General features: G+C 54.5%; 15 protein-coding genes. 4 read left to right on the top strand and 11 right to left on the bottom strand.

The genetic code is table 11. From position 1 onward, the window contains the following. Positions 1-5: 5 nt before the first annotated feature. The gene (locus tag O3S85_RS17230; protein ID WP_269542061.1) at positions 6-755 is read right to left on the bottom strand and encodes a DUF3450 family protein; all 750 of its coding nucleotides are present in this window, start codon (positions 753-755) and stop codon (positions 6-8) included. 120 nt (positions 756-875) lie between these two features. On the opposite strand from O3S85_RS17230, the gene O3S85_RS17225 reads away from it, so the two are divergent. Beyond that, positions 876-1,364, top strand: coding sequence for a hypothetical protein (locus O3S85_RS17225; protein ID WP_269542058.1), 489 nt, complete (start codon positions 876-878; stop codon positions 1,362-1,364). Beyond that, positions 1,345-2,226 carry a DNA-3-methyladenine glycosylase family protein gene (locus tag O3S85_RS17220; protein ID WP_269542056.1) on the top strand — a complete coding sequence of 294 codons (882 nt, stop codon included), beginning with the start codon at positions 1,345-1,347 and terminating at the stop codon, positions 2,224-2,226. Before O3S85_RS17225 ends, O3S85_RS17220 begins: the two co-directional genes overlap by 20 nt. A 3-nt stretch (positions 2,227-2,229) precedes the next feature. Here O3S85_RS17220 and O3S85_RS17215 read toward each other — a convergent pair whose 3' ends face one another. The 7 genes from O3S85_RS17215 to O3S85_RS17185 form a co-directional block, all read right to left on the bottom strand. Continuing rightward, entirely contained in the window at positions 2,230-2,607 is a 378-nt protein-coding gene (locus tag O3S85_RS17215; protein WP_269542053.1) for a type II toxin-antitoxin system death-on-curing family toxin, read from the bottom strand. Further along, positions 2,607-2,792, bottom strand: a complete 186-nt coding sequence (locus tag O3S85_RS17210) for a hypothetical protein (RefSeq protein ID WP_269542052.1) — start codon at positions 2,790-2,792, stop codon at positions 2,607-2,609. The genes O3S85_RS17215 and O3S85_RS17210 overlap by 1 nt, the downstream gene beginning before the upstream one ends. Before the next feature lie 114 nt (positions 2,793-2,906). After that, positions 2,907-3,338, bottom strand: a complete 432-nt coding sequence (locus tag O3S85_RS17205; RefSeq protein ID WP_269542051.1) for an ExbD/TolR family protein — start codon at positions 3,336-3,338, stop codon at positions 2,907-2,909. Further along, a complete protein-coding gene (locus O3S85_RS17200; RefSeq protein WP_269542049.1) occupies positions 3,338-3,742 on the bottom strand; it encodes an ExbD/TolR family protein in 405 nt (134 codons plus the stop codon). Before O3S85_RS17200 ends, O3S85_RS17205 begins: the two co-directional genes overlap by 1 nt. A gap of 21 nt (positions 3,743-3,763) precedes the next feature. Beyond that, on the bottom strand, positions 3,764-4,534 hold the full coding sequence (locus tag O3S85_RS17195; protein ID WP_269542047.1) for a MotA/TolQ/ExbB proton channel family protein: 771 nt from the start codon (positions 4,532-4,534) through the stop codon (positions 3,764-3,766). Positions 4,535-4,591: 57 nt separating this feature from the next. Next, positions 4,592-5,704 (bottom strand): tetratricopeptide repeat protein, encoded by a 1,113-nt coding sequence (locus O3S85_RS17190; RefSeq protein WP_269542045.1) that lies wholly within the window; start codon positions 5,702-5,704, stop codon positions 4,592-4,594. Beyond that, on the bottom strand, positions 5,705-8,641 hold the full coding sequence (locus tag O3S85_RS17185; protein WP_269542043.1) for a tetratricopeptide repeat protein: 2,937 nt from the start codon (positions 8,639-8,641) through the stop codon (positions 5,705-5,707). A gap of 333 nt (positions 8,642-8,974) precedes the next feature. On the opposite strand from O3S85_RS17185, the gene thiD reads away from it, so the two are divergent. Together thiD and O3S85_RS17175 are read left to right on the top strand one after the other, a co-directional pair. After that, positions 8,975-9,754, top strand: a complete 780-nt coding sequence (gene thiD / locus O3S85_RS17180) for a bifunctional hydroxymethylpyrimidine kinase/phosphomethylpyrimidine kinase (protein ID WP_269542042.1) — start codon at positions 8,975-8,977, stop codon at positions 9,752-9,754. Positions 9,755-9,888: 134 nt separating this feature from the next. Further along, complete coding sequence (locus tag O3S85_RS17175) at positions 9,889-10,362, top strand: prepilin-type N-terminal cleavage/methylation domain-containing protein (protein WP_269542041.1); 474 nt, start codon at positions 9,889-9,891, stop codon at positions 10,360-10,362. A gap of 87 nt (positions 10,363-10,449) precedes the next feature. Here O3S85_RS17175 and O3S85_RS17170 read toward each other — a convergent pair whose 3' ends face one another. From O3S85_RS17170 to proS, 3 genes are all read right to left on the bottom strand, one after another. Next, positions 10,450-11,364 (bottom strand): LamG-like jellyroll fold domain-containing protein, encoded by a 915-nt coding sequence (locus O3S85_RS17170; RefSeq protein ID WP_269542040.1) that lies wholly within the window; start codon positions 11,362-11,364, stop codon positions 10,450-10,452. A 102-nt stretch (positions 11,365-11,466) separates the two neighbouring features. Then, entirely contained in the window at positions 11,467-12,123 is a 657-nt protein-coding gene (locus tag O3S85_RS17165; protein ID WP_269542038.1) for a phytanoyl-CoA dioxygenase family protein, read from the bottom strand. 11 nt (positions 12,124-12,134) lie between these two features. Beyond that, the gene (gene proS, locus O3S85_RS17160; RefSeq protein ID WP_269542037.1) at positions 12,135-13,646 is read right to left on the bottom strand and encodes a proline--tRNA ligase; all 1,512 of its coding nucleotides are present in this window, start codon (positions 13,644-13,646) and stop codon (positions 12,135-12,137) included. Positions 13,647-13,799 lie beyond the last annotated feature (153 nt).

The raw sequence follows: 13,799 nt of genomic DNA, 5'->3' as shown, positions 1-13,799 counted from the left end.
AGCGGCTAATCAACGGTTACCGGTGCTTCCACGTGCACAGACGGCCGACGAGAATAGGCGATGGCGATCATCTCTTCCGCCATGTCGGCCGAAACCGAGTCATGGGTGCGCTTCCAACCGTCGGCCGAGGGCGTTAAGAGACCTCCTTGCGAGCCGTCCGCAGATGTCCAGAACCCACCGGCCAAGCCATAGTATATTTCACTCACCTGCCAACTTTCGCCGCCATCCAGCTCTGCGGTATTCACGAAAACAGTGACTTCCCGATTAAACTGATCCGCCTCGCGAAACAGTTCGATCCAGCGTTGCGCACGCCCAAGCCAAGCCGAGTCATTGGTTACTTTGCGCTGCAAAGTTGGGTAGTTTTTGAACTGAATCTTCAGTGGGTCGGGCCAACTCGCGACCATGGCCTGCGCTTGAGTTTCCCAAGTCGTCATTACCTGCGACAGCTCCTTCAGGTCGTTGCGCAGCGCCTGCTCACGCCGGGCCAATGCCTCGGTCTTAGCCGTTGAGTCGGCGATGGTTGCTTCGACAGCGGCCATCTGCTCGGCCATTTGCGCAGACTCCATTTCCAGCACCGTAATCATATCCTCAAGCACTGCCTGCTCCGCCTGCCAATCGGCGGCTTCGTCACTGATCGACTTTTCCGTGCGCACCCATTCCCGCAACGCCGCATGAGTGCTGCTTTGGGTGTTTTGCGCCCAAGCCGATCCGGCGGCGCTGAGAATGAATCCGCCAATAATGAGCGAACGAGGCATCAAAAGCATCCCCGAAATAAAGGCACCCGCCCCCTCCGGCGCAACGACGAAATAACATTGCTAAGGACCCGTAGAACGGCAGCATGACGAACTATGCGGAGACTGTTCATCGCCCTCACCATGCTTTGCGCCCCCTTGCTTTCGGCGCAGGAAATGCCCGAAGTCGAGATCGACAGCGTGGTCTGGTACTACAAGCCGGAGCATGTTTTTAAGCGTATTGGCGAGTATTTCGACGGCGAAGAACGCTTCGGCCGCAAGATCGTGCTGCGTTCGCAGGAAGGCGAGCGCGAGGGTCTGTATTTCATCGTGCGCATCACAGAATTTGCCGATTCCCTGCCCGATGGGTGTTCGTTTGAGGTCGATATGATTCGCCCGGATAAGCGCGACCCGGTCACGGTGAAGTTCCCCCTGCCCAACAATCGCAAGTCCCATCGCGAGGTGTGGTTAGGCTTTATCGGCGATGACCAACCTGCGGAAAAGGAAGCCCCAGTCGCCTGGCGCATAGCCTTGATTGATCCGCAAGGCAATGTCGTCGCCACTAAGGAAAGCTTCCTCTGGAGCAAGCCGCCGGCCGAGTCACAAGCAGACGTTGCCCAAGCCGCCGAATAAGGTGAACCGCTGGACCGAGTGGCAGCCCGTTCAACCGGCGGTGACCTGCACGCCTGAGGTTTTAGGTGAACTCATAGACGGTGGGCAGGCCTTTCGTTGGAATTTAGTCGAGGGCGTATGGCGCGGAGTGTGGGCAAATTGCCTGGTAGAGCTGATGGTTGTCGATGATCTCGTTCAATGGCGAGCCCCCGAGAGAATTGCCGAGCGTGTCGGCCAGCAGATTCCGAAATACCTCGGCGCGGATGCGACATACGCACCGATCTGGGACGCCTTGCCGCATCGCAGCGACCCGGCATTGGCCAGTGCGATGAAGCGCTGGCCGGGCCTGAGAATTTTGCGCCAGCCATTCGGCGAAACCGTGCTTTGCTTTCTGTGCAGCTCAATGAAGCAGATTCCGAGCATCAAGCTGATCTGCGCCACGCTTGCAGAACGTTTCGGGCGGGAAATCGTCCCCGGCATACACGCCCTGCCCGACTGGGCGACGCTCCATCATGTGAGCGAGACTGAGCTCCGCTCAGCAGGCCTGGGTTATCGTGCCCGGCACATCCATGCGGCCAGCCACTTTCTGGCCGGACAGCCCGGCTGGCTCGAGGTCGTGGAAGCCTTGCCCTACCCGGAGGCCAAGGAGCGCCTGATGCAACTGCCTGGTGTGGGTGCAAAAATCGCCGACTGCGCGTTGCTCTTTGGTGCGGGTCGCCTGGAGGCATTTCCCGTCGATACGTGGATCAACCGCATCATGGCTGAACACTACGGTCTCGATGGCTGGAAAATTGAGCAAGTCGCCCACTTTGGCCGCATCCATTTCGGCGAGTATGCCGGCCTCGCCCAACAGTTTCTTTTTTCAAATGCACGGCGAGGGTGAGCCTTAGCCCAGTAATTCTCTCAGTAAATCAGCCAATTCCTGGCGCGATAATTGCCGATTCGCAATGGCGATCATTGCATCATAAAGTCGATCCGAAATATCTCGATCGGTTTCAATTCCATTCAGATTAAGAAACGTCAAACCTGCCGCAACTGCAGTCCGTTTATTGCCATCAACAAACGCCTGAGCCTGAGCAAGATGAAAGCAATATGCCGCGGCAATTCCGAACACATCTGCTTCCTCATAGACAAAGACCTGCTGCGCCTGGGCAACCGAACCTTCAAATAAAGGACGATCGCGCAGGCCATCCTGGCCTCCATACAGATCTAAAGATCGACGATGCAACCGCTCTACTTGCTCGGTTGTAAGAAAAACCGGCATTACTGAGAAAGCTTACGGAAAAGCTCCGGATGCTGGCTGAAAACTTTCTCACTGATGGCCTGCACCTGGTTGTCCGATGCAAATGCAATCTCTCCGCCATCCTGCTGGCGGATGAAATCCACGACTTTCGCCTGCTCCTCTCGTGGCAAATGTTTGAAATGCTCAATTACCTCAGCCGCATTCATTACAACCATGAAAGCATCGAATTAGTCATTACGCAAGGTTTTGCCCAAAGGCAGTATAAAACAAAAAAAGCACCCCGAAGGGTGCTTTTCGTAAAAGATTTCGTTCGTAAGGTGCTACTCCTGGGAGAACATCACGAATTTCACCTTGGCGGCGGCGCAGGCGTTAAGGACGGCGATCGAGCGCTGGTGGAGCGAATCCGGGTCGGCAACGATGGTGACTGCAGTGCGTTGGCCCACTTGGTCAGCCGCGCCCTTGAGGCGGGACAATGTCGAAACCAACTGCGGCATTTCGATACTCACAGGATTGTCCATCGGTGTGCCATTGAGGCTGACTTCACCACTGGGGGCGATTTCCACAATGTGCTCATCCGGCGGCGTCGCATTCGGATCCGGTTCAGCGATCGCGGGCAGTGTGATGCCCAGATCGGCCTCCTGCGTAAGGTCGGTGGTGACCATGAAGAACGCCAGCAGCAGGAAGACCACGTCAATCATCGGCGTGAGGTCGACCGTGTCCTTTGTGTCCAGGAATGGGATTTTCTTGGCCATTATTTCTGCTCAAAGGTTGCGAAAATAACGTCGAGCACCCCGTTTTCAGCGCAGGTTTTCATGACGTCATTTACGTATTTATGCGGCGTGCGTTCGTCGGCGCGGACGAAGACCTTGAAGCCGGCGATCTCGTTGTTACCGGTGCGGACTCGGTTGCCCAGTTGCTTTAAATCAACCGGCACCATGCCTACGAAGATGTCTCCGCTCTCTTGAACAGAGACTTCCATGCGTGGGCCAATCTCTTCCGGAACAACAGCCTTGTCGGCCTCGGGCAGCTCTACTTCGATCTTTTCCGTAATTTCCGCGGCGACCACCATGAAGAAGACGATGAGCAGGAACACCACGTCAATCATCGGCGTGATGTCGAAGTCCTGATCCTCCATCTGTGGGGCGTGCGTTTTCACAAGCTTATCCTGGTAATTGGATTAGGAAGAGTGACGGCGCAGGCCACGGATCATTTCGAAGAATACGTCGCCCACAAGCTTGGAAACGCTGGAGGCAATCTTACCGTATTTGTTCTTAAAGAAGAAGAAGAAGAACATGGCCGGGATGGCGACGATCAGACCCGAAGCTGTGGTGATCAGAGCCTCAGAAATGTTGTCCGCCAAACCTTGCGGGTTGCCCATACCGGCAGCAGCAATGCCACGGAAGGCCTTAACCATACCGGAAACCGTTCCGAGCAGACCCACCATCGGCGACAGCGTGGCAATCAGCGACAGGTAGTTGATCATCACAAATGGTGCGGCGAGCTCCTCAGTGGAAGATTCTTCCATGGCTTCCTTGATGATTTCCGGGTCGAAATTTTCCGGGTCCACACGGTCAAGACCGGAGTAGATGATGTTCGTCACAACCGACGGGTTTTCATCGCAAATTTGGCGTGCCTTGTCGAACTGGAGGTTGCCCATAACCGGCTTGATCTCCTCGACGAGGTCCGGACGAAGGAAGGTCTTTTCACGGATCACCAGGAAGTTGTAAATGATAAGACCGAATGCGCTAACCGACAGCAAGCCAAGCGGATACATCGCCCAGCCACCAGCCTTGAACATATCCAAGACGTTTTGGCTTTCCGGCGCGGGTGCGGTTTCTGCGGCGGCTTCTTCCGCGGCATCGGCGTCCTGAGCCTGTGCGGTGGTGACACCCGCCACGAGGGCGAAGCCCAGGGTGAGGAAGATGAGGAGTTTACGGATACTTTGCATTGCGATGTTGGTTTTAATTCAGAGTTTTAAGATTTCTGGGGGGCTGCTAAAAGTTAATTATGCGCCGCTGGGCGCTTCTTCCTTCGGGCTCGGCGGCGGCAGACGGATCAACCCCTTCTGTGATTCCTGTGCCCATTTGTTTTCCGGCCAAAAGAGGATGATCTCGTTGTAAACCTCACGGGCGGTGTCTGGGTAATCCAAATTCTCGTAACAAAGCCCTGCCACAAAGATAAGTTCCGGGGCCCATGAGTAGCCGACGTCAACGCCAACGACACCTTGAGCGGCTTCTTCCATGGCAGCTGTATAATTAAGCGAATCCAGCATGATCCGGGCCTTGACCAACTGAGCCAATGAGTAGGCACGGTCATCCGGCTTCAAGTTACCGGCCTTATCCACAAAGATTCCTGCCAACTGGGCACGGCCCAGAGCCACGTTACAATAGGCGCTCCACAAAACCGCAATCTGTGCCTGCTCGGTGCCTTTGGACTGCTGGAGTCGGTCATAAAGAAATTGGGCTTCATCCAGATTGCCCTCTTCGCGTAGCTGCCCTGCAAAGTCCATTACCAGATCCAGCATGGCTTCGTTGTCAGCCTCCATCGGGATACGATTGAGGAGATTGAGAGCTTCGTCTTGCTTACCGAGCTCCACTAGGCGGGTAACGAATTCAAGTGCCCGCACTGAGAAGATCGGCGGTGCCGTGTCCAAGGGAATGCGACGAATCAGCCCGCTGATCTCTTCGTCATGTCCGGGCGCGTTGTTCAACGCGATGAGATATTGGTTAATGATCTCGTGGACATTCATGCTTTCCGCCGGGATATCGAAATACTTGATCACTGCGTATACCGATGGGCGCAGACGAGGGATCGCTTCTTCATACTCGCCACTTTCAATGTTACGGAGCCCCAGGGCGACGTCGTCCGGGTATTGAATCTTCAATTTGAGATTCTCGCTTTTGAGCGGAATCCCGACTTCGCCCTTACGATTGGGAATGCGCAAGATAAGATCACCCCGGTCCAGACCAACCAACGTCAGCACTTCTGTGCTGCTGGGATCGGTCGTCTGGTTGATGACCTGCATCGGCTCATTGCCATATTGACGGAAATAATCTTGGGCCTGCGCAGCGGCGGCACCGAGGAAAAGGAGACAGGCAACTGAAAGTATACGCTTCATTTAGAGGGCCTTCCGTTCTTGCTGGATGGTGGTGTATTCGTCGGTGCTGCGATAGTCAGCGTTGCTGAGGAACTCATCATAGGCTGCGCGCGCTTTGTCCTTCTCACCGAGTTGCACGAGGATACGACCTGCTTTCAAGTAGGCTTTGGCGGCCCAGTCTTTGTAGGCCGGATAGCCGATATAAACTCGCTGATAGGCAGCCAGAGCATGCTTTTGGTCACCTTCCTCTTCGTAGCTCTCGCCGGTTTTGTAAAGGGCTTCAGCGTGAATGGGGCCACGCCATTCGCGGTTGGTGCTGATTTGGCGATACTTTTCACGGGCGCTGGAGTGGTCGCCAAGCTTACGGGCGATATCGCCCTGCTTCATTGCGGCAAACTTCAGGCCTTTTTGGCGTGGGAAGTCAGCCTCCGCCTTCTCGTAGAATGCCTTGGCCTGCTCAAAATTGCCGGCCTCCATTTCAAGGTCACCCAAGGCAAGCAACGCATTGAAAACCTGATCGGAATTTGCGTGGTCCTCAATGACCATCTCGAAAGCCGTGCGAGCAGAGCTTGCGTCGTATTTTTGAATCTGCTGCCCCACCCAGATCAAAGTAACCGGGCTGGCGTAGTAATAATCATCCTCGGTGAAGACGCGGCCTGGGTCGACCTTTACCCCAAGCTTGTCGAGGGAGTATTGCAGGCGCAGCGCCAAGGTTTCTTCTTTGTCTTCACGCGCCTGCTTGTAGAGGCGTGAGAAAGTCTGCTCCGGTGTTTCCTGGGGGAATTCCTGCTTGAGGTTTTCAAACTGGGCCAACCAAGGCTGGATGTCCTCCTGGGTTTGCACCAAGCGTTCGCGGAACTCCTGATCGTAAAGTGAGCGCTTGATTGGCTCAAGAACCAGCGGATTCTCACCAAGGAACACGAAAATAGCCTGACGGTCTTCGGCGATATGATTGCGGTAAGCAGCATCCTCATTCAGCTTGCGCAAGAGATTGAGGTTCTGCTCGATCAGCTCCTGGTTTTTGTAGTAATTCTGCGGATAAACGCGGAGAATTTCGTCCAGGCCGTAAGTGTAGGGATCGTCACCGAACTCACTGATGGCACCGATGTATTCCTTGAGCATCAGGTGCGGCTGCTGATTCAACTCGTAAGCGCGACCGAGCTGATAAATGGCGGCAGTGAGCTCACCTTGGTCTGCATACTTCTCAATGAACTGACGCAGCACTTCCGCCATTTGCTGGTATTCGCCATTGGCCTCCAAGAGCGCGGCCATACGGAAGTAAGAGTTTTGAATAAACTGAATATTGTCGGTATACTTCTCAACGTTGCCGTAGTGCGTCAGCGCAGATTTGATGTTACCCGTGGCTGAATCGATTTCACCGAGGAAGAACTCGACTTCGCCGCGCTGCGAAGTGTTCGGGTATTCGCGGATGTATTGGCTGAAGTCCCGACGGGCGGCATCGAACTCCTCAATGCCCATGGAGCAAATGCCACGGCGGTAGAGAGAGTCTTCCGCATAGGTGCTGCTGGGGTAGTCGAGGAGGATGTCGTTGTAATACTCGAAAGCGTCGCCGTAGTTGTTTTCCAGAATGAGCGCGAGGCCAATCCAGTATTTGAGACCAGGCGTGATCGTGGATGTGGGGTATTGCTTATCCCACTCCATGAACTGGCGCTTCATCTCGTCATATTGTTCCAGACGGGTGTAGGTATCCCCCATCAAGAAGATGACGGACTTGGCGTAGTCCTTATCCGGGCTTTCGGCAACGAATGCCTTAGAAAGGTCAAAGAAGTCCAGGTAGTCATTGTTGCGCTTGTAGTATTCCAGCAGCTTTACAATGACATCATCGCGATATTCCGTGTATTTCGGGTTCCCAAGGTAGTCTTCGCCGAGTTCAACCACTGCGTCCGGCTTGTTGATCTTGGTCGCGCCGGTAAACGCCGCGTAAATATACTGCTCAAGATTTGGATTATCCGGGTAATCTTTGATCAGGTTGCGGTAAGCGTAGAAGGACTCCCAGTCACGGTTCGTCAGCAGGTAGTTGCGGGCAATGCGCACTTTGAGATCGACCGTATAGGGCTTCAGTTTATCCAAGGCCTCGATCTGGGCTTTGGCATTGAAGATGTTCGTTTCGAGCTCAATGGCACGGTCATTATTCTTGTCCTTGACCATCATTCGGAGACGGCTGAGCTGCGCTTCCAAGTCTTCCAAACGGGCATTCTGCCAAGCCTTGATCTGATCAACCGTCAGCACCATGCGATACATGAGCATTGCCTCAGTGTAGCGCTTTTCCTTGGCCAGTTGGTCACCAGCGTCAATCAGGGCGACGTTTAACTGCAGATTGTAACGCGCGGGCGATTCGCCAACGAGGAAACGCAAATACTCCAATGCGACGTCGTAATGCTTCTCTTTAATGTTACCCTCCAGCAAAGCGGCAGCAGCTGAGGCTTGGTCATTCGGATCACGCGTTTCCTTGAGGAACATCTCGAAGTAAGGCAGACCACGCTTCCACTCACGCTTGATGTAAAGGCATTCCGACAGCTTTTCGAGCACCTCCATGCGTTGCTCGTAATTCATGCGACCTTCGAGGGGCTGGCGTAGCAGCTTCTCGTAGATTTCAGCGGCCTTGAGGAAATCCTGAAGCCCCCGGTATGCGTCGGCCTCGTAAAGGTAGCCTTTGACCGCGTTCTCACCGTTGGGAAACTCCTTCTGCATGCGCTGGAGCCACTCAATCGCCTTGGTCAACGCATCCTTACTGTTGTCCGACGAGTATTCGACCAAGTAGCTGATGCCCAGGTAGAAATAGACACCTTCGAGGTTATCCTTTTGCTCACTGCCCTGGAAGCGGTTAACCAGCTCCTCTAAGTAGGGCCTGGCCTCTATGAATTGCTGACGGCTGACCAGATTATCCGCCGCTTGCAGCAGGTTGGACAACGTCATGTTCGCCGCATCCTGCCCCATGGCTTGAGAGCCGAGGCAAATGCTAAGACAAACAATAACGAGTTGAGCAGATCGATGTAAAAATCTCCGCACGATTAATAGAAAACTGGGGTGAAAAACTTGGGTTTGGGCGCTCTATTAAAGAGCTGAAAGAATGAAGAACAAAGAGTTGATGCGTAATGACAAGCTTTTTTCAAGAATGTGCTATTACCGATCGGTTAATATATTAAACAACTTAAGCCAACCTTGGCCGCAAATTTGCGGTATTTCCGTTTTAGCTCGAAGGATTCCTGACTATCACCCTGAATTACCTCTTTGCGCCCCAAAAAATAAAATTTAATCAATTTTTTGATCATGACACAGTCAGTTGCACTTACCATCGCCACCAGCGACAGCGGCTCAGGTGCCGGTATCCAAGCCGATCTGAAGACTTTCACCGCCTGCCAGGTCTATGGCGTCACTGCATTTGCCGCGTTGACCGCGCAGAATCCTGACGGCGTCTCCGCCATCCACGAGCTCCCCGCAGATTTCCTGCGCGCACAGTTGAACCAGCTCGCCAGCTACTTCAACATTTCGGCTGCCAAAACGGGCATGCTTTTTTCCGAACCATTGATCGAAGTATCCGCGCAATTGATTGCGGAGAGAAAGATTCCCACCGTCGTCGATCCCGTCATGGTTTCAACCAGCGGTGCACGCCTCCTTAAAGAAAGTGCTATCGAAGTCCTCAAAAAAGAACTCCTTCCACGCGCAACTCTGATTACCCCCAATCTCGATGAAGCCGCCGTTCTCTTGGGCTGGCGTCCCGAAAACCCATCTCAAATGCGCGACGCCGCCCGCCAACTCAATCAACAGTTCGGCGCGGCAATCTTGCTCAAAGGGGGGCATCTTGAGGGCAATCAGTTGATCGACATCCTGCAACTTCCTGATGGCGAGTCGGTGGAGATCGCCAGCAATCGCATTCCTGGCGTCGACACCCACGGAAGTGGCTGCACGCTCTCGGCGGCCATCGCCGCCTATCTGGCTCAGGGTAAAACACTGATCGAAGCCACCCAAAAGGGACACGCCTACCTACAGCAAGGCATGGAGCGCCCTCTACAGCTTGATAACAAGTGCTTCATTCGCCATTTTCCGTGATATCAATAATCCATTATTAAACTAAAGAATATTATTTGTATCATTTTACTTTACAGCACGAACGTTCATAGCTGAGATGACCATGTCCACAAGGACGGTATATTATAAAAAACTAACAGAACAAGTAAATCGCTATGAACAATCAGCCATCCCCCAAGAACCAATACACCGGGCAAAACGCCGGTTTTACCTTGGTAGAAATCATGATCGTGGTGGTCATCATCGGCACTCTAGCTGCGATCGCCATCCCTGCATTCCAGAAGGTTCGCCAGAGTAGCCAAGGCACGACACTCGGCGAGAACCTGCAGTCATTCCGTGACGCCTTGTATCTTTATGACATGGAAGAAGGCTCTCTGCCGGCCGCCATGGATGCCGACCTCCTCACCTGGATGCCGGAAGCCTGGGGCACGAACCCTCCGATCGAGGGCAGCTATACCTATGCTGGCTCGGGTAGCAATGCCAACATCACTTTCACCGCCTCCGGCACCCTGAACGCAGACATCGCTGGTTCGATCGACTCAAAATTCGACGATGGCAACCTCGCCACAGGCCTGTTCCGTTCCACCGGCAACACCCTCACCATCCACGTCTACGATCCGGACGCATAAGCTTTTTAGCCAGTCATCCGACGCAGAAGAACCAAAAAGCTCCCCACTTATATTGTGGGGAGCTTTTTACTAAAAAATTTCGGCAAGCTAGCTACGCTTGCGGCGAACCATTCCGCGCACAATCAGCAACGCACCGATGCACCCAACGATCCAATAAGTTTGCGGCTCGGGAATCGCGATGGAGTCGTAAACCGCCTGAACTTCACCTGCAGACATCGCATTGTCATACAAGCGCAAGAGCGATATCTCGCCCTCGTAGTTGGAAAAAGTATTCTGCGAATACGGGTTGCCAGCGTCACGCTGCGCACCCCCCATTTGGTCGTAAGAAAAGCGCGCGATGCCGCCAGGATTCGATGAGACTAAGTCAATATCACCATCAAAGGTAAGCGATGCCTGCTGCCCACCATTCACATAGAGTGTACCAGTCGTTTGAATGCCGGAGCCGGGATCATTTTTATCAACGGTCAAAACGACCTGCACAAACTCGCCACTAGTCAGTAAGCTACTCACATCCGAGGTATTCAGCACAATGGTCGGCAGCGAATTCGTGCCGCCCTGCTTCAACAAAGCAAGTATGGAGCCATCGGTATCCAGCGAAAATGACATTCCAAAGAACGGATTGCCAATCTCAAGCAGCGTTTGCCGCGTGCCAATCGGTATGGCATTCGGGCGAATCCACATCTCGTAGCTCGAAGAACTACCCGCAACGGCGTTCCAGTTGGTGCCGGCACTGCCACCGGTAATCGAGCCACCGAAGGCGTAGGCCGCGCTAAAGTAGCTGCTGTTACCACTAACATCGACCGGGCTGGTCGTGCCACCGGTAAATGTCAAATTGACCGAGCCGACTTCGTCGGTCCAAGATCCGTTGCCCGGAAAGTCCAATGATGCGCTGTATTCGTGCACCAAAACCGCATTGGCAGAGCTCGACAGCAAAAAGGCAACAATCGCGCCGCCAAGAATGAATGACTTAGGGGTGAAGTAAGAGGGGGTATTTGAGTACATGCCCACATGCAAATGATTCAACTGACTTAGTCAATAAAGAAATACGCCCGTTAACAGCCTCAATAAGCACTCTTAATTACAAGTTGAGTTAGCCCAATTGCGCTACACGACTCGATGCCAACGCTCCGCCACGGGCGGTCCATCATAATAGACCAGGTGCAACACCCTGCGATGGCGCGGGCTGGTAGCGGGGGAAGACGCATGGAGCAGCAGCGGCTTCATCAGCAGTGCGACACCGGCTTTAGCGGAACACACCCGCTCACCGCAAACCGATACACTGCTCGCAATTTCCGCACCTTTCAAAATGCCTAGGCGGTGGCTTCCGGGCGCAACCCGCAGTGCCCCGTTGTCAGCGCCGCAATCATCCAGATGAACCCTCACCGCCAGCATTGATTCCAACACAGTCAAGGGTGGGCGCGCGAAATCAACACCATCTTTGACGCAGGCTTGGTCATAACCGGCTGCGGTCACCTTTTCAGCGAAAGGAAACAACACATCCTGATGCCAGGGTACTTTCCAGTTCGTCGCGGGAGTTTTATCAAAAGCGATAGCCTGGATTGCGACAGCGGCTCGCGTCAAATAACCTGCATCAGACAAAGCTTCACGCACTTGCTTGGCTGCATTGGCCACCGCCCCAACGTGCAGCAGACAGCGGGACCCCGCGCGCTCAGCGACGAAGACACCTGCGCACAGCTCATCCGTTAACGACGATGGCAATGCCAGCGAAAAACTGCCAAAGCCATCTTCGTCCAAATTCATCTCACGCGGACTTAGTAAGACTTCGCAAAGACCACGCGCTTCGGGCTCGGATTCCCCGTAAAGGGGCAAACGCCGGGCTCGCCGTCGGCCAAGGGCACACAGCGAATCGTCACCTTGTATTCCTTCGCCAGCGCATCTTCATCCTCCGCCGAGCCGCCCCAGTGCGCCATAGCAAAACCGCCATGGATCTCGGGCTTGTCCTTGTTTTCCGGCGTGAAGAACTCGATGAACTCTTCCTTGGAATTGATCTCGCGGGTGTTCTCCTCGCGATGGGCCTTGGCACGGGCCAGAAGGTTGTCCTGAATCTCGTTGAGGCGGTTAACGGCAGTCGCGCAGAATTCGTCGCGGTTGACACCAGCCTTCTCGCCGGTATCGCGGCGGAAGGCAAACACGCTGCCATTGGCCATGTCGCGCGGGCCGACCTCGAGGATGATCGGGGCACCCTTCTTGACCCACTCCCAGCGCTTGTCGCCGCCGCGTAGGTCGCGCTTGTCGATCTCCACCTGGATCGCGCGTCCGGCAAAGAGTTGGCCTTCCAGCTCCTTCTTGATGCCGTCGCAGTATTCGAGGATCGCGTTGGGGTCCTCGGCCTTGTGGAGCACGGGCAAGATGATAACCTGCTTTGGCGCAAGCTTCGGCGGAAGCACGAGGCCGTCGTCGTCGGAATGCGTCATGATCAGGCCGCCCACGAGACGCGTCGACACACCCCAAGAGGTCGTCCAGGCAAACTCTTGCTTACCCTCTTCCGAGAGAAATTGAATGCCGCAACCCTTGGCGAAGTTCTGCCCGAGGAAGTGGCTGGTGCCGGCCTGCAGCGCCTTGCGGTCCTGCATCATGGCCTCGATGGAATACGTGTGGTCGGCACCGGGGAAACGTTCGCCCTCGGTCTTCTCACCCTTGATGACCGGCATGGCCATCCAGTTTTCCGCGAAGTCCGCGTAGACGTCGAGCATCTGGCGCGTCTCAATCATCGCCTCCTCGCTGGTCGCGTGCGCGGTGTGCCCTTCCTGCCAGAGGAACTCCGCCGTGCGCAGAAAGAGTCGCGTGCGCATCTCCCAGCGAACGACGTTAGCCCACTGGTTAATCATGATGGGCAAATCGCGGTAGCTCTGGACCCACTTCGCATAGCTCGCACCGATGATCGTTTCCGATGTCGGCCGAACGATGAGCGGTTCTTCCAGCTCGCCGTCGGGCTTGAGCCCACCCTGCCCGTCATCGACCAGGCGCGAATGGGTGACCACGGCGCATTCCTTGGCGAAGCCGTCGACGTGCTTGGCCTCGCGCTCGAGGAAGCTCTTAGGGATGAACAGCGGGAAGTAGGCGTTGACGTGGCCGGTGTCCTTAAACATGCCGTCCAGCACGCGCTGGATGTTTTCCCAGAGGGTATACCCCCATGGCTTGATGACCATGCACCCGCGCACTGGCGAGTTTTCCGCCATGTCGGCGGCCTTGATCACTTGCTGATACCACTCCGGGTAGTCTTCGACCCGCGTGGGGGTAATGGCTGTCTTCGCTTTGCCCATAAGAACTCGCGAGACAAACCGAAATTTTCGCACATGCAAAGGCCAAATAATCGAAAAAAAACGGAACTTTGTCACCCACCGTGATTCTAAGATGCTAACAATCAGCCATTAACCTTCAATTTGGCATAAACTATTTTTTACGAGGAACTTTTT

Source organism: Cerasicoccus sp. TK19100 (assembly GCF_027257155.1).
Taxonomy (GTDB): Bacteria; Verrucomicrobiota; Verrucomicrobiia; order Opitutales; family Cerasicoccaceae; genus Cerasicoccus; species Cerasicoccus fimbriatus.
This window is presented reverse-complemented; position numbering and strand designations above follow the sequence as displayed.